General features: G+C 32.9%; 15 protein-coding genes and 1 tRNA gene. 7 read left to right on the top strand and 9 right to left on the bottom strand.

The genetic code is table 11. The features are described 5' to 3' along the window. Positions 1-81 precede the first annotated feature (81 nt). The 9 genes from BWZ22_RS04630 to BWZ22_RS04590 form a co-directional block, all read right to left on the bottom strand. The gene (locus tag BWZ22_RS04630; RefSeq protein ID WP_076698307.1) at positions 82-1,494 is read right to left on the bottom strand and encodes a T9SS type A sorting domain-containing protein; all 1,413 of its coding nucleotides are present in this window, start codon (positions 1,492-1,494) and stop codon (positions 82-84) included. Positions 1,495-1,522: 28 nt separating this feature from the next. Further along, positions 1,523-2,698 (bottom strand): cytochrome-c peroxidase, encoded by a 1,176-nt coding sequence (locus tag BWZ22_RS04625; RefSeq protein ID WP_076698305.1) that lies wholly within the window; start codon positions 2,696-2,698, stop codon positions 1,523-1,525. Continuing rightward, positions 2,688-4,157 (bottom strand): hypothetical protein, encoded by a 1,470-nt coding sequence (locus BWZ22_RS04620; RefSeq protein WP_076698304.1) that lies wholly within the window; start codon positions 4,155-4,157, stop codon positions 2,688-2,690. The genes BWZ22_RS04625 and BWZ22_RS04620 overlap by 11 nt, the downstream gene beginning before the upstream one ends. Beyond that, positions 4,144-5,622 carry a RagB/SusD family nutrient uptake outer membrane protein gene (locus BWZ22_RS04615; RefSeq protein WP_076702283.1) on the bottom strand — a complete coding sequence of 493 codons (1,479 nt, stop codon included), beginning with the start codon at positions 5,620-5,622 and terminating at the stop codon, positions 4,144-4,146. The genes BWZ22_RS04620 and BWZ22_RS04615 overlap by 14 nt, the downstream gene beginning before the upstream one ends. Positions 5,623-5,626: 4 nt before the next feature. Continuing rightward, entirely contained in the window at positions 5,627-8,902 is a 3,276-nt protein-coding gene (locus BWZ22_RS04610; RefSeq protein WP_076698303.1) for a SusC/RagA family TonB-linked outer membrane protein, read from the bottom strand. Between the two features lie 85 nt (positions 8,903-8,987). Next, a complete protein-coding gene (locus tag BWZ22_RS04605) occupies positions 8,988-10,106 on the bottom strand; it encodes a FecR family protein (protein ID WP_076698302.1) in 1,119 nt (372 codons plus the stop codon). 145 nt (positions 10,107-10,251) lie between these two features. Beyond that, positions 10,252-10,839: an RNA polymerase sigma-70 factor gene (locus BWZ22_RS04600; protein WP_076698301.1), complete on the bottom strand. Its 588-nt coding sequence runs from the start codon at positions 10,837-10,839 to the stop codon at positions 10,252-10,254. A gap of 98 nt (positions 10,840-10,937) precedes the next feature. Continuing rightward, positions 10,938-11,795: a DMT family transporter gene (locus BWZ22_RS04595; RefSeq protein WP_076698299.1), complete on the bottom strand. Its 858-nt coding sequence runs from the start codon at positions 11,793-11,795 to the stop codon at positions 10,938-10,940. Positions 11,796-11,890: 95 nt separating this feature from the next. After that, positions 11,891-13,279 carry a dipeptidase gene (locus BWZ22_RS04590; RefSeq protein ID WP_076698298.1) on the bottom strand — a complete coding sequence of 463 codons (1,389 nt, stop codon included), beginning with the start codon at positions 13,277-13,279 and terminating at the stop codon, positions 11,891-11,893. 99 nt (positions 13,280-13,378) lie between these two features. On the opposite strand from BWZ22_RS04590, the gene BWZ22_RS04585 reads away from it, so the two are divergent. From BWZ22_RS04585 to BWZ22_RS04560, 7 genes are all read left to right on the top strand, one after another. After that, positions 13,379-13,460 (top strand) — tRNA-Leu (locus BWZ22_RS04585). 659 nt (positions 13,461-14,119) lie between these two features. Beyond that, on the top strand, positions 14,120-14,581 hold the full coding sequence (locus BWZ22_RS04580) for a GyrI-like domain-containing protein (protein WP_076698297.1): 462 nt from the start codon (positions 14,120-14,122) through the stop codon (positions 14,579-14,581). An 805-nt stretch (positions 14,582-15,386) separates the two neighbouring features. Then, a complete protein-coding gene (locus tag BWZ22_RS04575) occupies positions 15,387-17,618 on the top strand; it encodes a glycosyltransferase family 4 protein (RefSeq protein WP_076702280.1) in 2,232 nt (743 codons plus the stop codon). A gap of 75 nt (positions 17,619-17,693) precedes the next feature. Beyond that, positions 17,694-18,704 carry a glycosyltransferase family 4 protein gene (locus BWZ22_RS04570; RefSeq protein WP_076698296.1) on the top strand — a complete coding sequence of 337 codons (1,011 nt, stop codon included), beginning with the start codon at positions 17,694-17,696 and terminating at the stop codon, positions 18,702-18,704. 7 nt (positions 18,705-18,711) lie between these two features. Beyond that, positions 18,712-18,987, top strand: coding sequence for a hypothetical protein (locus BWZ22_RS16720; RefSeq protein WP_198027648.1), 276 nt, complete (start codon positions 18,712-18,714; stop codon positions 18,985-18,987). Positions 18,988-18,992: 5 nt separating this feature from the next. Then, positions 18,993-20,180 (top strand): glycoside hydrolase family 130 protein, encoded by a 1,188-nt coding sequence (locus BWZ22_RS04565; RefSeq protein ID WP_198027647.1) that lies wholly within the window; start codon positions 18,993-18,995, stop codon positions 20,178-20,180. 511 nt (positions 20,181-20,691) lie between these two features. Beyond that, positions 20,692-23,259, top strand: a complete 2,568-nt coding sequence (locus BWZ22_RS04560; RefSeq protein WP_198027646.1) for a metallophosphoesterase — start codon at positions 20,692-20,694, stop codon at positions 23,257-23,259. The last annotated feature ends 1 nt before the right edge of the window (position 23,260 follow it).

Genomic DNA, 23,260 nt, shown 5'->3' with positions numbered 1-23,260 from the left:
AGCCTCGAAATTTCGAGGCTCTCTTCTTCAGGAATTTTCTTAGGGATAATTCAAGAAACGCTATTAATCAAATAATTAATGTCATTTTACTATAATTTTTTTACTTATAGTACTCAATTGAGTTTCAATTTTAAAAATATAAAGACCACTGGTTAAGTTTAAAGGAATACTTTCTGTTTTAATAACACCTTGCGTTACTAAATTACCAGTAGTATTGTAAATACTATATTTTTGATTTATTAAATCTTTAGGGATTTTAACGAAATCTGTGGCAGGATTTGGGTATATAGAAATTATTTCTGCAACATTATTTGTAGTAGATAGTGTTGAAGGATCAAAACTGTAAAGCTCTTTTCCTGTAGTGCCATTATTGCCTTCAAAATATATTTTTCCATTTAAAACAGCTAAATCATCTACGTCAATAATAGAGCTATCAATTTGAAGAATAGATGTGCCATCTGTTCTATAAAGATGATATTCAGTGTCATTACTATCTTTACCTTTGTAATATAAGAAACCATCATTTATTACATATTCAGCAGGGTCATGGTTACTATTAGAGCCAGAAATGCTACTAATTTGAGTTACAGTATCTGTAGCAGGATTGTATGCGTATAATTGGTCTCCGTTTGTGCTGTCATCGCCTTCAAAATATAAAACATTATTCCATGCAAAAAGGTTATTTATTCCAGCTAAATTACTTGCTTTATCTACAGCTACTGTTCCATTTTCTGTACCATCGGTTTTCCATAATGCATTGTCTGCTTCAAAATAGACTTCGCTGCCAACTAGAGTGAAATTGCTAATACTAGAATCTCCTGTACCTGTGTCAACATCTTTAATTAAAGTAAATAAACCTGTACTTGGGTCGTATTCATACAGTTCGCGCCCTATCGTTGGCTCGTCTTCAGAATAGTCCATATAGCATAATAATTTGTTATTAAAAACCGTAAAATTTGCTCCTATTACTGCTTCTGTACCTGTACCATTATTAGTTACTGGTGAAATGTTAGAGCCGTCAAATTGATAGAGTTTATTGCTATCTGTAGTTAATACAAAGTATATCAATCCGCCAGTTTCTATTGGGTTAAATACAAAAGGGTGGCCTGTAGTATTGGTGCCGCTTTCTGTTCCGTCGGTTGAAAATAATACGTTGCCACTACCACTGTTTGCAGAAAAATAGAGTGTATTGTTGTATTCAAAAAAACCTGAGGGAGAAGAACTGCTAGAACCAGTTCTTAAATCTTTTACAAAGGTAGTACCTGCCTCGGTTCCATCTGTTACCCAAAGTTCTTTTCCAAGGTCTGCACCACCTGGGGTATTGGATCCGTTAGAATCATCAGCAGCAAAATAAATTTTTCCATTAAAGGTGAATAAATTTGCAGGGTTTGAATTAGAAGAGCCGCCATCATTTATTTCTTTAAGTAGCGTTATTTGTGCGTTTAAACTAGCAATGGTGAGTATTGCTATAAAATTTAGTAATAATTTTTTCATAATTTTTAAAAGTTTATAGGGTTATTAATTATTCTGTAGGGAGTTTAGGTATAAGTGTTCTGCCTTTATTAGATTTTAGAGTTCCTAAAAAAGCAATTAGGGCTTTAATTTCTGATTTTTCTAAGTTTAGTTTTTTTAGAATTGGCGATGTGGTAGGTATTAAAGAGTCTCTGCCAACGCCTAAATATTTTTTTTGTATTGGTGCAGGGTTACCAAGGTTATAGTATTCTACAACATCTAAAAGGCTAGGGAAGTGACCATGATGCATCCAAGGTCCCGTTCTTGAAACTTCTCTTAAGGTTGGTGTTTTAAATTTGCCAAGATCTTCCATGTTGTTTGTAACATGGTATCTGCCAAAATCTTCATCTTTTGTTCCAAAAAGGGTTTGCCCGTCATTATGGAAATTATTATCGCTAAAGTAAGGGGTGTTGTGGCAGTTTATACAACGGGCTTTGGTTCTAAATAGATGTAAACCAAGCACTTCTTCATTAGTAAGTTTTGAAGAGTCGCCTTCAACAAATTTGTCAAATCTACTTTTATAGCTATTTACGGTTCTTTCAAAGGTTGCAATGGCGTATTGTATGCGTTGTAAAGACACAGAGTCATTACCAAAAGCAGCCTTGAAAAGTGGTTTGTAGCCTTTAATATTAGCAATTTTATCAACAGCAATGTTTAACTTTTCATTCATTTCTAGAGGATCTGTAACAGGAAATCTTGCTTGGTCTTCTAAACTGCTTGCGCGCCCATCCCAAAATAAAGTGTGAGCAAAACCACTATTTAAAATAGTCATGGAGTTTCTTTTGCCTGTTTGCCTGTTGTGGCCAAATGAACGGGTGGAATTATCTGTCCACGCTAATTCTGGATTGTGACAAGAAGCACAGGCAATTTGTCCGCTTACAGATAATCTTGGGTCAAAAAACAGGGTTTTACCAAGTTTTGCTTTTTCAGCAGAATACGGGTTGTATTCTGGGTGTTTTACTTTTGGTAAGGCGCCAATATCTTTAAAGGTAGATTTATCTATGGTCTCATCTAAATTGGGTTTGGGCCATAACGATTGATCTCCACTAGAGTATATTTTTTTTAACTCAGTTAAAGAGTTGTCATTTTTTTTGAATGCATTATCTTTTGTTACTAAAAAGCTGGTAAAAACTACAGCTATAATAACAATTGTAACAATAAGTGGTTTTTTTAATTTAGAGTTCATAAACAGAAATACAGTTAGTGTTAGTTAAATTTTCAGGATCGGTATAGCTGTTGTTGTAAATACGATATTCTGCTGAAACCGTACCGCCAAAAACAGCCTCATTGGTAGCGTTTAGAGTAAATTTTAATTCAAATAAACCATCGCTTATTTCTTCGTAGGTGCCTTCCCCAGAAATAGCTATGGAATGTATATTGCCATTTTTACCTGAAATACTTAAAAATTGAGGTATGATAAGTATATTTCCTTTAGTTGTACTATTACCATTTTCTGGAAAAAACTCAATAGCAGGACTAACATTAAACCCAGGTGAATTTGCTATGGAAGTGAGTTCGTTACTAAACCATCGTTTTAGGTTAAAGGAGTTTGTTGTTATTCTTGTAGATGAGCCAAAACCTATCTGGAAGGCATGATGGTAAATATCATCTGAAGTGTCTTCTGTTCCATTATCGCTATAAAGAACTGCGTTAGGATGTGTTGCGTCTACTACCACAGGATATGTGAAAGCGAAAAAATAGCCCCATTCGCAAATGCCATCTTCATCAAAATCGTTCCAAACCTCTCCGTAGGTTCTGTTATAAGGATCATTTAAGTTGTAAAAATTTGAAGCTGTAAATACCGCATTATCTCTCTCTGTTACAATTGGTTTAACAATTTGTAGGGTAGAATTTCCAGAAACTGAGTAGTTATCAGTATCTAATAAAGTTATTACAGATTCGTAATAAACGTCATCGTTTTGTATAGCTTCATCTAAAGTTATTTTATAGGTGATGTATGTTTTGTCTTCCGAAATATATTCAGTTGAAAGTGTGTATTCAAAACCATTTAAAAATTTGAATATGGAAGCTGTGTCAATTTCAGATTCAATAAAACCGTTAGGGAAATTTACATTAAAAGTTATTTCCTCACCTTGTTCTCCAGTTATTTCAATTCTATTGGTTTCAATACTGTAATACGTTTCAATTTCATCAAGGTTTATTGTAAATGTATTGTTTGGATAGGTGGCGTTTATATTGCCAATATTAATGGAGGTGTCTGAAGCGCTATCTAAACTAAAGCTTATGGTTTGGTATTCTGTCCAGCGTTCATTAAAACTAACATAAATAGTGTCTGTTAATTGTGTGCCACTAAAGCTTACTTGGTTTTCAGGAAATACAGTAAAAGCATTTTCATTACCAGATGAAGCTACACTAAAATTAACTGTAATGGTTTCAGATAATGTTTCTGAAGATAGCGTAACAGGAATTTTTACAGGTGCAATGGAACTGTTTGTATAGCTAGAAATAGGAATTAAAGCACTGCTTACAGATGGATACTCTAAAGGTTCGTTATTACTATTTACTAAAAAATTAAATCTTACAAACGGTTCTGAAAACGGATTTTCTTGATTATCATCGTTTGTACAAGCAATAGCCGTTAGTAAAAGCACTAGAATTTTAATGTTTTGTTTAATACGATGCATTTTGTTGTAAATTTTCGTTAAGGTCTATGTTGTCTTGCGGAATTGGTAAAATGAATTTATCTGATGGATAGTTGAGATTACAGGTTTGTGAAATACACCCATCATTTCTTATTATATCTTGTTGGTTTCTTGATAAATCAAATAAATATTGACTTTCAAAACAGAACTCTTTTCTACGTTCTTCAAGTAAAAGTTCTTCTAAGTTATCTGTAGAGGTTAGTAAGGATGCTTTGGCACGTTCACGAATTACGTTAATGTCATCTTTAGCATCTTCAAAATTTTCTAAACCTATTGAAGCTTCAGCTCTAATAAGGTATAATTCACTAAGTCTAAAACCAACAAAAGCAGCGTTGTCTTGAAATTTTTTAGTGAAGTAATAATTTACATCTTCAAGCTCGTTGTTTATTAAGGTTGCCAAAGGTTGCTCTAAGAATAATTCTTTTCTAATATCTGTGGTTTCAAATAGGTTTAATAAATCTTCTGAGGCTACATATTTTTCGTAATCGGAATCTGAAGTATATCCGTAAAAAGCCGACATTGATCCGCCAACGGTATCTCCACTATCTCGAGGTACCGAAAATTCTAATAATATTTCTGAAACTGGCGTATCTGTTTTTTCCCATTCTGAAATATAATTTTCACTAGAAACGAGAGTAACACCAGAATTTAAGATAACATCGTTTGCCATATCATAGGCATTTTGCCAATCTTGTTGGGTTAAATATACCCTTGCAAGAAATGCTTTCGTGTTATATAGGTTAAAATAGGAATACTCTGGGCCTTCTAGAATGTTTGCATCATTATAAAAGTTTAAAGCTTCTGTTAAATCATTAACTATAAGTGCGTAGGTTGCAAAAGCTGTTTCTCGCGATGGATAAGTAATGCCGTTTGTTAGGGTGGTGGTATTATAAACTATTCCTAAATGGCTAGCATCTGTGGTATAATTATAGTTTTGAGCATAAATTTGTGCTAGTAAGAAATGGCAGTAGGCTCTTATAGTTAGCGCTTGTGCTTTAATTTGATTTATTTCTTGACTGGTAGCATCTGTTAAAGCATCAACATATTCTAATATTAAATTAACTTGGTTTATAATATCGTAATTATCATCATATATAGATTCTAAATCACTACTTTGAGCTAAGTCTTGAAAATTATATACGTTTTCTAGATTTATTGGTACGCTTAATTCTCCTAAACTACTACTGCTTAAGTTTGGAGAGAATTTTAAATTTCCTCCTTGTAAATCTGCATAAATAGCATAACGCTCACTTCTTACCGTAGATTCTAAGGAAGTGTATGCACCAAGTAAAGCTTCTAAAACACCATCTTTTGAAGAAAGTTGTTCGCTTATTGAGGTTTGTGATCCTGGTTCTTGTTCTAAAAACTTGTCGCAGCTTTGTGTTAAACAAATTAAAACTAAACCAATAGTATTAAGTAATGATTTTATATATTTAGACTGTTTCATAGCTTTAAAATTTTCCGTTAATACCCATTGATATGGTTCTTGCTTGTGGGTAGTTAAATTTAAATTCTCTAATACCGTTTCTATCGTAAGGGCTTTTATCTTTATACCAGTAGCCAACATTAGAAACATCTAAGAAAAGCGATAGGTTATCTAAAAACTTAACACTATTTGCTGGTAAATTGTAGGTTAAATTGATATTGCTTATTTTTAAATAAGTATTATCGTATAGGTATTTGCTGTAGTTTGATATGGTTGGGTTATTACTGGTAACAACAGGTTGTAAAGCAATGTCTCCTTGATTTCTCCAATAATCGTAAGCATTTACAGAAAGGTTTCTGTTTGATGTGTTACTGTATTTTGAAATAAGTTCGTCTTCAACAAGAAAATCGCCACCTATTTGAAACGAACCACGAATTGATAAGCTAAGATTTTTAAATTTAAAACTGTTATTAAAACCACCATAGGCATCTGGTTGGCTGTCTCCTATAGGTACCCAGTCTGCGCTATCAAATAAATTATTGTACGTAACAGCATCGTAAATTTGTCCGTCTTTTTCTAGTAAATCTCTACCAGTTCCCGGGTCTATACCTGCCCATTTTATACCCCAAATAGTAGTGGTGCTGTAACCAACTTTTTGCGCTAATGCACGTTCGGAAGTAGAGTATTGACTACCAAGCCCTTTTAGTTCTGTTACCTTACTATTTAGTGTGGCTATATTAAAAGAGGTTGTCCAGTTAAATTTTTCAGAAGTAATCCAATTTATTTTGGTAGAAAGTTCTAAGCCTTTATTATACATACTGGCTGCGTTTAACTGTAACGATGAGTACCCTGTTTCTGAGGGAATACTTCTTGAGGTAATTAAATCTGACATGGCATCGTAATAATACTCTAACGAGAGTTGTATACTATTTAGAAAATTAAAATCTATACCGGCATTAAATTTTGTGTTTTTTTCCCAGCTTAAAGAACCATTAGGTGCGGTTGAGGTAGAAGCTTCATCTAAATTATTGTATCCGTTGGCATAGGTGTCATATAAGCCTTTAGAGCGGTAGGAGCCAATTCTGGAGTTTCCGGTTGTTCCGTAACTTGTTTTTATTTTTAAAAAGTTAATAAAGTTACTATTAAAGTTGTTTTCGTTACTTATAATCCAACTAATTCCTACACCGCCATTGTAGGCTACGTTAGTATCACTTCCAAACACTGAACTTTCGTCTCTTCTAAAATTACCAAGAAAATAATAGCGTTTTTTGTAATTGTAGTTTATTTGTGAGAAGAAAGAAACTCTAGAGTTATAGCTAATATCAGAATCATAAGTTTGGTTTCCTGTAGTTTCATCTACAGTAGTTGTAATGTCATCATCTTGAATAGCATTTGTAACCGCATTAATTACATTTGGGTTAACAAAACCTCGTCCGGAAGCGTAATCAAAGTCGGCTTTATCTTCGGATAACTCAAAACCTATTAAACCATCAATATTGTGGATTTTATTAAATTGTTTATTGTATAAAAGCTGCCCTTGCCAATTCCATTTTTTAGAATTTCTTTGGTTTATAACGCGTCTACCGTAGTTTGGATACTCTGTGCCGTTTAAGGTAAATGTTCCACTGTATTGACCACTTTCGTTTTCTCCAGAAAAATACCGGTCTTGTTCTTTGTCGGTGTAGTTTAAACCAAAAAGTGTAGAAATTTTCAGGTTATCATTAATCGGGTAGGCTAAATTTAGGCTTCCTAAAACACCGTATGTGTCTGTTGTATTAGTGTTTTGGTCTATTGCAGCTAAAGGGTTTCCAAGTCCGGTTACACCTACAGCGCTATAGGAACCGTCATCATTATATGGAGACAAAGTTGGGATATAAGCATAGTTGTAATAAATGTTAGGAGCATTTTTTTTAATATAACTTGGATTTAAGGATAAACCTACATGTAAGTCGTTTATATGATAGCTTATGTTTATACCAGCGTTTAGCTGTTTGCTGTTATTGCCCTTTTGAGGTTCTTCTATATCTAGGTAGGTTACGCTAGTTCTAAAATTAAATTTGCCATTACCACCAGATGCTGCAAAATTGTATTTATTGTAAACGCCTGTACCGTTTAATAGGCTAAACCAGTCTGTGTCTACACCGTTATAAGGAACAGTACTTGCTCCTGTATTTGTTAAATACTCGTTTCTTAACTCGCTATATTGTTCGCCATTTAAATATTTAATTTGATTTATTGCACTAGATATACCAAGTTGCGTTGAAAAATTGAATTTAGTTTTGCCTTTACTACCTTTTTTAGTGGTTATTAATATAACTCCATTGGCACCATCGGCTCCATATATACTTACAGCTGCCGCATCTTTTAGTACGTTTATACTTTCTATGTTTTCGGCAGATATTTGTGCTAAAGGATTTGCAAGGGTTTCGGTATAGGAACCACTACCATCAAAAAAATTACTGTCTATGGCAGATTCTTCACTCATTATAACACCATCAACAATAATTAATGGTTGAGTTGAAGTGCCTAAAACTGAATCGGACAAAGGGGTTAAACTACCTTGTCCGCGAATATTAATTGATACGGGGCCTCCAATTCCTGAAGTGTTTTCAACTAAAACACCAGCAAGTTGGCCTTCAATCATTTTATCAATACTTTCTGAAGCTTGGTTTGTTGCTATATCTTTTGATTGTAGAGTTTCTATGCTACCAACAACTTCTTCTTTTAATTTTTGGGTACCATAAGATGTTGTTATTACTACTTCTTTTAATTTGTTTGTGCTTTCTTCTAAGTAAATGGTGAAGTTTGACTGGTTTCCTACAAGAATATCCTTGGTTTTCATACCTAAATAGGACACTTCTAAAATTATATTATTGATATTTGAGCTTTTAAGTAAGTACGTGAATTGGCCATCAATATTTGTAATAGCTCCTTTTGCTGTTCCTTTTATTTTAATGGTTGCACCAGGTAATGGGAAATTTTCAGATGTGCTTATTACAGTGCCTTTTATTAAGCGTTCTTGTTTTTTTTGTAAATTACTGGTACTTGTTTGTGTGTGCTTTTTGGTAAGTAGAATTTGATTATTGTTTATAACAAACGTAATGTCTGTGTTTAAAAACAATGCTTTTAGTGATTCTTTTAAAGTTTTATTTTTAACAGAAACGCTTATTTTTTTACTACCATCAATTTTTTTAGTGTTATATATAAAACGGTAATTGGTTTCTTTTTCAACTTTTTTTAAGATGTTTTTTAGAGGTTCTTTATTATAATTAAGGGTTAGTTTTTTGTCTTGTGAAGACATGTTTAAGCAACATAAAAAGAGAGTAACAGTTATTAAGTTTTTAATTAAGTGGTTAGGGATAATTATTGCCATATATTTTAAAGAGTTAATGCGGTTGTATAATTTTTATGATGTTGTTTTTAATACTGTATTCAAATGGTGTATCAATTTTTAGAAGATTTAAAAAGTTAGTTATATCCTCTTTTACATTTACAGAACCAGAAAAGTGTTGTTGTGACAATGTTTTACTGTTGTTGTTTATTTTAACATTGTAAGCGCGCTCTATTTTTTTAAGTATTTCAGGAAATGGCATATTGTTAAAAATAAGTTCGCCATGTATCCATGAAATATGGTTGTTTATGTTAATAGTATTAAGCTTAAATGTTTTTGTTGTTTTATCCCATTTAGCTTGTTGATTGGGAGCTAAATGTATACTGTTGTTTGGGTTGGTAGTTTCAGTTGCTAATACAGCACCCTCCATAAGTTCACAGTGTGCAAAATTGTCGTTATCATAAGTGCTTAGGTTGAATTTTGTTCCTAAAACTTCAATGTTTATTTTGTTTGTTTCTACAATAAAAGGATGTGCTTTATCTTTGGCTACTTCAAAAAAGGCTTCGCCAGTTAAAACTACTTTTCTAGTACTCAAACCTGCAAATTGTACAGGATATTTTAATGTACTACCAGCATTTAAGTGTACAATAGTACTGTCTGATAAAACTACCTTAAATGTTTTGCCATAAGGAACTTTTAATGTGTTGTAAGCTGTGTTTTTTGCGGTTATTTCTTTTGCGGTGTAAATAATTTGGTTAGCCTGTTGTTTGCCTAAAACTTGCCCTTTTGTATCTGTTACAACTTTATTTGTAGTTTCCGTAAGTTTTTGGGTGTTGCCATTGCCAAGTTCCAATACTACCTCATTTTCAATAGGTGTATTGTTATAGTAGTTTTTTAAATAAAAACTTACCGAAATTAATAACACAACAGTAGCTGCATATTTAAGTATTGTTTGTGTTTTAAATACGGGTTTATTTTTAATTTTTGCTTGTATTTGTTTTAAAGCAAGAGCTTTATTTTTTGCGTTTTCAGCAGGAGTCATTGCCCATGCTTTTTTAAGGGCAATAAATTGTTGCTTGTTAGCTTCAGAAGCTTCAATCCATTCATGAATTTTATGGATTTCGCTTTCAGTAGCTTCGTTATTTAGGTATTTGTATATTAATTCTCTATTCATGTTGCGCGTGTTTAGTAGTATTGTTTTATTAGATTGATAAATGAAAATGAATCATTCTAAACGGCTTGATATAATAAGTACCCTTAAGATTGAGAGAACCCTATAAGAATTTTTAAATTTTTTGTAAAATTGGTGTTAAATAACTTTAAAATATTGAAGATAGATAAGAAGCTAGTTTTATTCTAAGCATCTTTAGAGCAGTAGTCATGTGAGATTCAACGGTTTTTATGCTAATACCGAGCTCTTCAGCAATTTCACTATTTTTTTTGTTGTCAAAACGCTTTTTTATAAAGATTGTTTTGGTTTTTTGAGGCAGTTCATTAACAGACTTCTCTATAAGTGATTGTAATTCGTTAAGTGATAAAGCATCAAACTCCATAGATTTTAACACTTCAAAATTTAGAGTTTGTTCTTTTTTGTTTAGGGTATTGTTTTTGTAGTTTTCTTTAACCTTATTGTGTCTAATAGCATTTAAACATTTAGATTTTGCATAGGTGTACAAATAGGTTTCAATGCCTTTGGGTTTGTTAATGTTTTCACGGTGCTTCCAAAGGTTTAAAAAAGATTCTTGCGTGATGTTTTTGGCTTCATTTTCATCATAAATAAATTGTATGCAAAAGCCTAAAATGTGATCGTAGTATTTGTTGAAAAAAAACTCAAACGCTTTTTCATTACCTGTTTTAAATTGTTTAAATAGAAGATGGAGTATGTGCTCTTCATTGTCTTTTGTCATCCAAATTTGCTATTAGAAGCAATAAATGTAATTAATAAATATTATTGGGTTATTATTTAACAATCCTTTTACTTCAAAAATAAATTTGCTTGCTTGTTTTATTTCCTGCTTCTAACACTTTCAATAATTACAGTAGCAATAATTAATGAGCCACCAATAAATGTTTTAAAAGATGGTGTTTCGTTTAAAAATATAAAAGCAATTATAATTCCAAATATTGGTTGGCTACTACCTATAATGCTAGCGGTACTTACAGAAAAGTGTTTTAAACTGCTTATAAATAAAGAGTGTCCAATGGCAGTTGTGACTAAGCCTAATATAATAATGTAGGGGAATTGGGTTTTTATGTTGCTAGTGTCTAAATAAAACATAGCCGGTAGTAAAAGAATACTAACTATTATGGCTTGTTGCATCATAAGTACAGAGCCGTCATAGGTATTAACATGCCTTTTTAATATTAAATTTCTTAAGGCGTAACATAAAGCTGAAAACAGACCAAATAGGATGCCTTTTAAATAAGTGTTTTTAAAATTGAGTTCTGGTGCTAAAATATAAATGCCTAATAATACTATAAGAGCTAGTAAAATATGAATAGGGTTGAATTTTGATTTAGTAAAAAATGGTTCTAATAACGCTGTAATTACTGGAAATGTAAACATTGATAGCATACCCAAAGCAACATTTGATAACTTTAAGGCATAAAAATAGGTGACCCAATGGGTGCCTAGTAATACGCCTCCTAAAATGATAGATGGCAAATCTCTGTTACTACGTATTTTTAAATTGAGTTTTTTATAACGACAAAAACCAAATATAAATAAGGCGCCTAGGGTTGCACGCCACCAAATAATTGCAGCTGTTGGAAGGTCTATAAATTTTCCTAATGTTCCAGATGTGCTAATTAAAAGTGTTGCAAATGTTAATAGTAATAGGTGATTGCTGTGGTTGTTTTTCATGTGGTTTTTGTCCCGTGTTAGCGATTGCAACAAGCTACCGTGTAGCGTGGAAAGCGCGCCCAACTTTTGCTAAACAAAAGTTGGGAACACCCAAATTATTTAGATAATTCTGTGAAATATTTGTAAAAATAGGGGATGGTTTCAATGCCTTTTAAATAGTTCCAAACCCCAAAATGTTCGTTAGGTGAATGTATGGCATCACTATCTAAACCAAAGCCCATTAGTATGGTTTTGCTTTTAAGTTCTTCTTCAAACAAAGCTACAATGGGTATGCTACCGCCACTACGTTGTGGTATGGGGGTTTTTCCAAAAGTTTTAGCATAAGCTTTACTTGCTGCTTGATAACCTACACTGTTTAGTGGAGTTACATAACCGTTACCACCGTGGTGTGGCTTTACTTGTACTTTAACGCCTTTTGGAGCTATGCTTTCAAAATGTGTTTTAAATAAATCTGTGATTTCTGCCCAATCTTGGTTGGGTACTAAACGCATAGAAATTTTAGCATAAGCTTTACTTGGTATAACTGTTTTTGCGCCTTCGCCAATGTAGCCGCCCCAAATACCATTAACGTCTAGGGTGGGTCTTACAGAGTTGCGTTCATTGGTGGTGTATCCTTTTTCACCGTAAACAGCTTCTATATCTAAGGCTTTTTGGTAAGCTTCTAAAGAAAATGGTGCTTTTGCCATTTCTGCACGTTCTTCTTTTGAGAGTTCTTCAACCTTATCGTAAAAACCAGGGATAGTAATGTGGTTGTTTTCATCATGTAAGGAAGCAATCATCTTTGTTAAAATATTGATAGGGTTGGCTACAGCTCCACCATATAAGCCAGAGTGTAGATCTCTGTTTGGTCCGGTAACTTCAACTTCAACATAACTTAAACCTCTAATACCTGTGGTTATTGAAGGTGTGTTATTTGCAATCATACCCGTATCTGAAATAAGGATAACATCATTTCTTAACTTTTCTTTATTGTTTTTTACAAAGGTTCCTAAACTTTTACTACCAACTTCTTCTTCTCCTTCTATCATGAACTTTACGTTGCAAGGGAGTTGATTTGTAGAGGTCATGAATTCCATAGCCTTTACATGCATAAACATTTGTCCTTTATCATCGCAGGCACCACGGGCAAAAATTGCGCCTTCAGGATGTTTTTCGGTTGTTTTTATAATGGGCTCAAATGGTGGAGAATCCCAAAGTTCAATTGGGTCTGGTGGTTGTACATCGTAGTGCCCATAAACTAAAACCGTTGGTAAGGTTTTATCAATTATTTTTTCGGCATAAACTATAGGGTAGCCTTCTGTTTCACAAACTTCAACAGTATCACAACCTGCATTTTTTAAACTTGTTTTAACAGCTTGGGCGGTTTTTAAAACGTCGTTTTTATAGTTAGAATCTGCGCTAATGGATGGTATTTTAATTAATTCTATTAACTCATCTAGAAAGCGTTGTTTGTTTTTGAGTAAATAGTCTTTAATATTATTCATGTGAGATGTTTTAAATTTAGTCAAATGTATAAAAAATGAATGTTTTTTATAGGAGAGCGTTTGCAATTTAAAAATCTTGATTATATTTGCAGTCCTTTTGCGGGCGTGGTGGAATTGGTAGACACGCTAGACTTAGGATCTAGTGCCGCGAGGTGTGAGAGTTCGAGTCTCTCCGCCCGCACAATATAAGGTAAAGCTTCTCAGTTTTTGAGGAGCTTTTTTTGTTTGGGTACAACATTTTATATTTTTTGGGATCATAACCAAAAGTTGTGTTTACGTAAAAAGGATCAAGTCCAAAATCTGGGTTTTTACGGATCATGACCAAAAGTTGTGTTTTAAGCAAAAATTGGATTATGATTCATACAAATGAAGAAGTTCGTTAGTTTTAGTGTGTTTCACTAAATTGAAGTTGTTAATTAAGAATTCAGGTAAAAACAGTTTTAATAGGTCTAAGGTAAGTTCTAATACAATAATTTTAAAACCTCAAAACTAACCCTGTCTTAATTTATACACAACTTTTTGGGTTAATCCCTCTTAACTTCACTGTCGCTAAGTTTGGATTTCCGCTTACGTGTTTTAGCAGAATGATTACTTTTAATGGAGTTATCATCAAATATTTGCGTTATTTCCTTGAAAACAATCGTCAATAGTACTGCAAATTTCAGTAATTTAATCATTAGAAAGTATAGGTGGTAATTTGTTTAAATATTTAAATTTCAGATATTTAAATGTGATTAATTTCTGCTTTTTTACGTCGAACTCACGTTAATTTAGATAGTAGAATTACTTTAAAAACTTACTAAACAACAAGAAAACACATCAAATAAGATAGCTATAGAAATGGAAAAAATCAGTACAAAAAACTTTAAATTAATTGGCATAAAACTAGGACATAAAACAACAAATGAAAATAAACAGTCTAGTACAGATTGTGGTTTCCTCTGGCAGAAATTTGAAAAAGAAAAAATTTTCGACCTCATTCCTAATAAAGTAAGTAATGAAATTTACGCCGTATATTTCGATTATGAAAAAGACGAAACAAAACCCTTTTCTTATTTCATAGGTTGTAAAGTTGATGACATTTCTGAAATTCCCAAAAATCTAAACTCATTAGAAATCCCCTCCCAAAACTATGCAAAATTTACAGCCAAAGGCATAATGACAAACTGTATAACTGATACGTGGGAAAAAATTTGGAGTTCAAATATTCAACGTAAATTTGGTTTCGACTTCGAAGTTTATGATGAAAGAAGCCACGATTGGAATAACGCAGAATTGGATATTTACATTTCAATTATCTAAAAAAACCTGTTGTACAAGTCTTAAATATTTCTAAGCCAACATACATACAGAACGATGCTATGCTCTCTAATTAACAAAAAAGTAAAACTTCCAAGACCAGAAAAAAATTCTGGGTTTTTAGCTCTAATATTTATTCAAAGAAATTAAAATACAGAGTATAGTTTTTTAAAAGCAATATTAGTAATTTTGATTAGAAAAAGTTGTGCAAGCTGCTTATGGCTATAAATTGTAATAATTACAAAATAATCTTCATACACAACTTTAAAAAAAATTACATAAAACATTGGAAACATTGCTCAGAATATCACCAAATCAACTTTTGGTCTTTCAGTGCAAGACGTTCACAATAAGTAATCTGAAAGGCATATTAGCAATCACCAAGAAATATCTTGGTTTAAATAGCAAGTTTGGTCTTTTCAGAAAATTACCTTCTGAATATGATCAAAAAAACATGCCGTACATAAAGACTATAGGTAAGCAATTAACCTGTCTTGACAACTACATACATGTCAGTATAGCTGTGGAAATTTGCAAACTTTCAAGCCTCTTTAAAAGAAGGTTTCAATCAGTACTCTACAACAAATGTAAAAAACGTATTGGGACACCATTTTAGCTTCCACGCACCCAATTTATAGTACGAAGGTTCCACACCAAGACCTTCAAGGGATTCTAGACTTGAATATTGTTAGAAATTAAGGCTTTGACGGTAATCCAATACACAAAATTTATATTCGGAAGAACATCAATAACATAAAAAACGATATTGTTTAAAAGGTACTATGAGTTTAATTAAAAAATGAATATTATGAAAATTGTTTTTATAGGCACCTACCCTCCTCGTAAATGCGGAATTGCAACTTTTACCAAGAATCTTTTTAATTCAATGGTTAATTCCAATAAGAACATTGAAGGTTCTATAATAGCAATGAATAACCATGAACAAACATACAATTACCCTGAAGAAGTAAAGTTAACCATTAGGCAGGAGCATCAAGGCGACTACCTAGAAGCGGTTAAATCTATAAACATCAGTGGAGCCGACTTATGTATTCTGGAACATGAATTTGGTATCTATGGAGGACAAAGCGGTATATATATACTTCCGCTAGTACATAGACTTGAGGTGCCATTAATCGTAACCCTGCACACAATTCTCAAAGAACCTTCCAAGGAGGAAAAAATAATTTTACAGCAAATTTGCAAAGTAGCCCAAAAGGTAGTGGTTATGAGCCAAATAGCCATTGAATTTCTTGTGGACATATATGGTGTGGACAAAAATAAAATAGCTTTTATAGAGCATGGTGTCCCCGACTTATATTTTAATCAAGAGCAATCTAAAAAAGTGTTTAAACTCGAAAAGAAAAAACTACTGCTTACCTTTGGCATGCTTAGCAGGAACAAAGGTATAGAAACCGTTATCAAAGCCTTGCCTAAGGTTGTTGAAAAGCATCCGGAAGTGTTATACTTGGTTTTAGGAAAAACGCATCCTAATGTAATACGGGCAACCGGTGAAGAATACCGCAATTACTTACAGCGCTTGGCCAAGAACCTAGGCGTTGAAGACCATATTATCTTCATGAACAAGTTCATTAACCAAACAGAACTTTTTAAATATTTATCTGCTTCAGATATTTACATTACCCCCTATTTAAATGAAGCACAGATTACCAGTGGCACCCTTTCTTACGCTGTAGGTGTTGGTACCGCTGTTATCTCCACTCCTTACTGGCATGCTTCGGAACTATTGGCCAATGGCAGGGGGCGTCTCTTCAATTTTGGCGATTCAGAAGAACTTTCTGATATTTTAATGGAATTACTGGACCGCCCAGAGAAAATGAAAGAACTCCAAAAAAGGGCTTTTGATTATGGCAAAACAATCACTTGGCCCAAATCGGGGGCTAAATATGTAGCTCTTGTAGAACAGGTGCTGTCTGAAAAGCCAAAAATACCCGCTAAGAAAAAAACATTTATAGACCCCCTTCTACTCCCTCAATTTTCATTAAGCCATATTAAACGGATGACCGATGACACGGGAATCATCCAACATGCAAAATACGGAATTCCCAATCTAAAAGAAGGGTATTGCTTAGACGACAATGCCAGGGCCCTACTTATGGTACTAATGACCTACCGCCAGAAAAAAAACAAAACCGCCCTAGAACTGGTCCCTATATATTTAAGCTATATCCATTACATGCAAAACAATAACGGTACATTTAGAAACTTCCTGAGTTTTAACAGGTGTTTTCTTGACGAGGTAGGCTCTGAAGATTCGTTTGGCCGTACTATATGGGCGCTTGGTTATTTATTGGGCAACCCACCAAACAATGCCTATTACCAAACAGGGAAATTTATATTCTTTAATGCCGCGCCTAATTTTGATAAGCTTAAAACAATCAGAGGCATTGCCAACACCATGATAGGTATTAGCCATTACCTAAGAGGAATGCCCTCCGATACGGCAATGAAAGACACCCTAAAGAAACTTTCTTATAAGTTAATTGGGCATTATACCGAAAACAGCTCTGGCCATTGGAGGTGGTTCGAACAGTTGCTAACATACGACAACGGCATACTACCTCTCGCCCTTTTACATGCTGCAGAAATACTTAACGACGACAAAATCAGGGAAGTTGCTATGGATACAATGGATTTTCTAACAGATGTGACCCTAAAAAACGGGTATTTATCCATTATTGGAAACGAAAAATGGTACATAAAAAACAAAGAACGTTCTGTATATGCCCAACAACCTATCGATGCTTTGGCCATGGTTTTAATGTTCCAACAGGCTTTTCATCTAACAAAAAACAACGATTACCTCACAAAATTATTTACTTGCTTTATGTGGTTTATGGGAGAAAACGACCTTAAGGCCAACCTTTTCGATTTCGAAACCAAGGGCTGCTATGATGGATTTGACAGTTCCAATGTAAACCTAAACCAAGGTGCAGAAAGCACATTGGCCTATCTGATCTCCCATCTGATTGTATTACAAGCATTTGAAAATATAGAAGACCACGGTACACACAAATAAGCCATCCAGAGGGTATGGCTTTTTTGTACCTTTTAAAAAAAGAGAAGATTATCGTTTTACTTAAAATATGGTTAAATGAAAATAGCTGTATTAGCTCCTATTGCATGGAGAACACCGCCCTTAAAGTATGGGCCTTGGGAGCAGGTAGCATCCAATATCACCGAAGGGCTTGCAGAACGGCAAATCGATGTTACCCTATTTGCCACAGGCAACTCACATACCCAAGGTAAACTGGAATACATCTCAAAAACGGCCTATGCAGAAGACCCCAGCATAGACCCCAAAGTATGGGAATGCCTACACATTAGTAATTTAATGGAAAAAGCCGATGAGTACGATATCATCCATAATAATTTCGATTTTTTACCTCTTAGCTATTCACGGCTTATTAAAACCCCCATGGTAACGACCATCCATGGGTTTTCGTCTCCTAAAATAATCCCTGTTTATAAAACATATAATTCGAGTAACTTTTATGTGTCCATTAGTAATGCCGACCGTAATCCAAAACTAGATTATATAGCAACCGTTTACAATGGTATAAATACCGAAGAATTTACATTTTCGGCAACCCCTAAAGAATACTTATTGTTTTTTGGGCGCATACATCCCGAAAAGGGCACCTACGAAGCCATTCAAATAGCCAAAAAAACCGGCAAGAAGTTAATTATTTCCGGCTTGGTACAACACAAAGAATATTTTAACGAAAAAATAAAGCCATATATTAATAACGATGATATAATATACGTTGGCAATTCAAATCCCACCAAGCGAGATGAATTATTGGGCAAAGCCTGTGCGCTCTTACATCCTATAGCCTTTAAGGAACCTTTTGGGCTCAGTGTAGCAGAATCCATGATGTGCGGCACCCCTGTTATTGCTTTTAATTTAGGCTCTATGCCCGAATTGATTTTACACGAAAAAACGGGGTTTCTGGTAAACACTGTAGATGAGGCCGCCGAAGCCGTTGCCAATATTCGATATATAAGCAGGAGAACCTGTAGGGATTGGGCATTCTCAAAATTTAGCCGGGAAAAAATGATAGATAATTACTTGAATGTTTATAAACAAATATTAAAAGATTAACTTTTTTATGAAAAACATATATAGAGCCAAACCTATTGTAAATAGAAAAAAAACAAAAATAGAAAGAGATACCTCTCGGGTTATATGCAGGCCTTATATACCTGGTAATATTTCCCGCATAACCAATATTATCAAAAGGGTTGTTAATCTTCCTGACGATGCCACCAAGTATATGTTGGACAATATCCGTGATAATTTTTACGATAGGCATAAAAACATAGAACAACAGTTAACAAAAAACTTTAATTATATCTCCGAATTCATTCCCCCAACGCCAACATAAACAATATGAAAAAAATGCTTATAGGAGCATATTTTACTATGGAATATTCTGTCGAATCGGCCGCTTTATTCAATCCTTCAATAGTAAAACATCCTAACCAAACAGGTCTTAAGAATGGAGAACTTCGTTTTATCATGAGTTTGCGAGCCACCGGAGAAGGCCATATATCTTCCATAGTCTTTAGAAGCGGCATCATTCAACAGAATGGCCATATTATTTTCGACAAGATATCGGATTTTATAGAAACCCCTACAATAACCCAGAAAAAACGTTATGATAAACATATATTTCATCGTCAACTAAAAAGTATGAATTCATGGGATAAAACAAGTAAGCAAATATTTAAAGAGTTACCCGATTTTTTCTCATATCATGACTTACATGATAACATCAATTCTTTAAATACATCCACTTCTTTTAAGTGCAACAACCAAACTATAATCAACATAAACTGGTTAGCAAATTCAAATTATAGTATAAAATTTGACGAAACATCTAAAGTTTCTGAACGCGTTATATTTCCTGTTTCTGAAAATGAAAGCAACGGCATTGAAGACGCTAGATTTGTTCAGTTTTATGAAGATAATGGTGAAAGCACTTATTATGCAACATATACAGCCTATAATGGCGTATGCATAATTCCTCAATTATTAGAAACCAAAGATTTTGTGCATTTCAATATCATGACGTTAAATGGTAAAGCTGTAGAAAACAAAGGTATGGCCTTGTTCCCTAGAAAAATCAATGGAAAATATGCTATGCTTTCTCGTTTAGATGGTGAAAAAAACTACATTATGTTTTCAGACAACCTTCGTTTTTGGAACACTACTAAAATGCTCCAAGAGCCCAAAATGCCATGGGAATTTGTTCAAATTGGTAATTGTGGTTCTCCTCTTGAAACTAGTGAGGGTTGGTTGGTATTGACCCATGGTGTGGGACCAATGAGACAATATTCCATTGGTGTTATTTTATTAGATCTTGATGATCCTTCAAAAATAATCGCTAGACTTGAAACACCCTTAATTGTTCCAAACAAAAAAGAACGTGAAGGGTATGTTCCTAATGTGGTTTATTCTTGTGGAGCAATTATACATAATGATGAATTGATTATTCCCTATGCCATGTCTGATATATCATCTGGTATTGCCAACATAGGGGTAAAAGACTTAATTAGTTATATGAAGCCTTCATAATATTTTCTAATGGCTGTTTTTTTTTGAAGAAACTAGTTTAAGAGCATAACCATTCAACTCTTTTAGGTATTTATTAAAATGGTTTCTATAATTGCTTTTTTCAAAATATGATGGTCAATAAATTTCGTTTCCTACCCCTTCCTCTATACTATGGCAATTCATTTCCATACTAATAAACTTAATTCATATCAAGCATATTATAATGCTAACTTTAATTTTTTAAAAATAGATATATTCATAATATGGTGTACTCATTGTATTTATTCTAAAGTTTCTTAAAAAAGTTAAAATCTTAACCAAGGTAAAATAATTAACTACTCATTTATAAACGCATTTAACATAACGTTTATTTAGATGTATATTCTTAATAAACAATTATTTTAACCTAGTTTAAAATTAATGTTTACTTAATAACATAAGTAATTGCTAATATTATTTTTATACCCAAATTATTCTCACTAAATCTTCTAATTAAAATTTAAGCATGTTCCATCTTCGATATTTTTTTTATTTGCTGCTACTTACTACCTCAACTCTTGTTGCTCAAAAGTCAATTAAAATACATTCTCACAATGATTACAATCAAAATTTACCGTTTTGGAAAGCTTATGGTTGCGGATTAAATTCAATAGAAGTAGATGTGTTTTTAAAAAATGAAGTATTATATGTAACTCATGATGAAACTGATATAGAAGAAGACAAAACGTTAGAAACAATGTATTTAAAACCGTTGAGCAAAGTGGTTTTAACACATATTGGGAATGAACAAAACATACAATTATTAATAGATTTAAAATCTGAAGCATACACAACCCTAAATGCTATTGTAAAAACATTAAAAAAATATCCAGAACTCACTAACAACCCTCAACTTTCATTTGTAATTTCTGGATTCAGACCTTCTGTAGCAGATTACAACAATTATCCTAATTATATATCATTTGATTATCAGCGTTTAGAAACTATTCCTGCTGAAAGTATTAATAAAGTTTCTTTAATAAGTTTAAGCTTTAGTAAGTTTTCTTCGTGGGATGGATTGAAACCAATGCCCAATAAAGACCTGAAAAAAATTGAATCGATAGTAAAAAACGCACATTCGCTTAATAAACCATTTCGCTTTTGGGGAGCACCAGACACGCCTTTAGCTTGGAAAACATTTTATGATTTGGGAATTGATTTTATAAACACAGATCATCCCTTAGAATGCTCTCAATACTTTAAAAAACTAAACCATAGTGCAAATGATGTTCGCATTGCTTTTATTTCAGATATTCATTTTCAAGATTTATATGGAAGTTTCTCTGATATAAATTATAAAGGAATATTTAATGATAAAACAAAAAAGTTTACCCTTTTGCGTACTATGGATGCTCAACTACATTCTACACGTATTTTTAATGAAAATTATTTTGCGCTACTTGCCGCTTTAGACGATGTTGTTAAAAAGGGCATAAAATATGTAGCCTTACCGGGTGATTATACTGATGACGGGCAAGCCATACACCTGAGAGGATTAAAGAAAATTTTACAAACATATAGCAACAATTACGGCATACAGTTTTTTATTACAACGGGTAATCACGACCCTGTGGGACCACTTGCTCAAGAATCTGGAAAATCAGATTTTCTAGGTATTCATGGACAAACTCAAGGTATTTATAGCAATTCAAGCATAAACACAACAAAAAATAAAGATTTACCAAATATCATTTCTAAAGACCTAAAAAAACTGGGGTATAAAGGTATTTTTAATCACCTAGAACCTTTTGGCTTTTTCCCTCAAGAAAGCTATTTATATTGGGCTACACCTTTTTCTAATTACACTCCAGAAAGCTATACATACCAAAAAGGATTGGCAAATGCACCTCTTGACAAAAGAATGTATGATATACTTCCTAAATATACCATACCAGATGCTAGTTATGTTGTAGAACCTCTACCTAATTTATGGTTATTAGCTATAGATGGTAATGTATACTTGCCTAAAGACACTATAAATAGTAATCCATTAAATCCAAAAAATTATAATTCAGCAAGTATTGGTTACAATAATGTAATTAAACATAAAACTCACTTAATTAATTGGGTGAAAACAATTTCAGATCAGGCTAAAAAATTAGGAAAAACATTAATTGCTTTTAGCCATTACCCAATGATAGATTTTAATGATGATGCATCTAATGACTTAAAAAATTTCTTTGAAGGTAATAAATGGCAATTAGAACGTGTTCCTAATGAAAAAGTAGCGCAATTATTTTCAGAAGCGGGCATAAAAGTTCATGTAGCAGGACATATGCATATAAATGATACTGGTTTTAGAACTTTTGAAAATGGAACATCATTAGTTAACATTCAAACACCTTCAATAGCTGCCTATATTCCAGCTTATAAAATTTTAAAAATAAACCCTAACAACACTATAGAGGTAAATACCATTTCTATAAAAAAAGTACCTAATTTTAACGATTTATTCCCTCTATATGAAAAGGAATATGAATACTTAAAAACACATAAAAAGCCATTGTGGAATCATGATATTTTAAAAACCAATTCGTATTATGATTTTACTATATTTCATTTAAAAGAACTTGTTCGTATGCGATTTTTAAAGGATGATTGGGTTCCAGAGTTTAAAGATTTTATGCTAAACATTACAGGTGAAGAATTACTCTTACTACCCTATTTAAATTCTAATATAGATTTTAAAACCCTGATAGAACAAAAAGGTTTTTATACAAATGAATGGGAGCTAGCTAAAACAAAAGCAGAATCTGATTTAAAAAAAGTCGGTTTGTCTTTAACCGATTTTAAACATTGGAATGGCTTTGATATGATTTTCGATTTTTACAGAGTTAGAAATGCCGATGTTTTAGCCATTGACGATATAGGGCAGCATCAAGTTGAAATTTACAAATGGCTTTTTAAAAATTACAACTCTAAAACTAAACAAACAAAAGTAGATGTGAACAAAAATAAGCTAGGTGAGTTTTATAATATCTTTTCAATGTTTTTAAACGGTGCTCCAGCTAATAATTTTATCATAGACCTTAAAACAAGTACATTAAAAAACATCAATTAGC

It is taken from the genome of Seonamhaeicola sp. S2-3, assembly GCF_001971785.1.
Taxonomy (GTDB): domain Bacteria; phylum Bacteroidota; class Bacteroidia; order Flavobacteriales; family Flavobacteriaceae; genus Seonamhaeicola.
The sequence above is the reverse complement of the archived record's forward strand: the minus strand, read 5'-3'. Positions and strand labels throughout refer to the sequence as shown.

Excerpts from the sequence above, each read along its gene's own strand:
- BWZ22_RS04630 (WP_076698307.1), bottom strand. The coding sequence starts at position 1,494 with ATGAAAAAATTATTACTAAATTTTATAGCAATACTCACCATTGCTAGT.
- BWZ22_RS04625 (WP_076698305.1), bottom strand. The coding sequence starts at position 2,698 with ATGAACTCTAAATTAAAAAAACCACTTATTGTTACAATTGTTATTATA.
- BWZ22_RS04620 (WP_076698304.1), bottom strand. The coding sequence starts at position 4,157 with ATGCATCGTATTAAACAAAACATTAAAATTCTAGTGCTTTTACTAACG.
- BWZ22_RS04615 (WP_076702283.1), bottom strand. The coding sequence starts at position 5,622 with ATGAAACAGTCTAAATATATAAAATCATTACTTAATACTATTGGTTTA.
- BWZ22_RS04610 (WP_076698303.1), bottom strand. The coding sequence starts at position 8,902 with ATGTCTTCACAAGACAAAAAACTAACCCTTAATTATAATAAAGAACCT.
- BWZ22_RS04605 (WP_076698302.1), bottom strand. The coding sequence starts at position 10,106 with ATGAATAGAGAATTAATATACAAATACCTAAATAACGAAGCTACTGAA.
- BWZ22_RS04600 (WP_076698301.1), bottom strand. The coding sequence starts at position 10,839 with ATGACAAAAGACAATGAAGAGCACATACTCCATCTTCTATTTAAACAA.
- BWZ22_RS04595 (WP_076698299.1), bottom strand. The coding sequence starts at position 11,795 with ATGAAAAACAACCACAGCAATCACCTATTACTATTAACATTTGCAACA.
- BWZ22_RS04590 (WP_076698298.1), bottom strand. The coding sequence starts at position 13,279 with ATGAATAATATTAAAGACTATTTACTCAAAAACAAACAACGCTTTCTA.
- BWZ22_RS04580 (WP_076698297.1), top strand. The coding sequence starts at position 14,120 with ATGGAAAAAATCAGTACAAAAAACTTTAAATTAATTGGCATAAAACTA.
- BWZ22_RS04575 (WP_076702280.1), top strand. The coding sequence starts at position 15,387 with ATGAAAATTGTTTTTATAGGCACCTACCCTCCTCGTAAATGCGGAATT.
- BWZ22_RS04570 (WP_076698296.1), top strand. The coding sequence starts at position 17,694 with ATGAAAATAGCTGTATTAGCTCCTATTGCATGGAGAACACCGCCCTTA.
- BWZ22_RS16720 (WP_198027648.1), top strand. The coding sequence starts at position 18,712 with ATGAAAAACATATATAGAGCCAAACCTATTGTAAATAGAAAAAAAACA.
- BWZ22_RS04565 (WP_198027647.1), top strand. The coding sequence starts at position 18,993 with ATGAAAAAAATGCTTATAGGAGCATATTTTACTATGGAATATTCTGTC.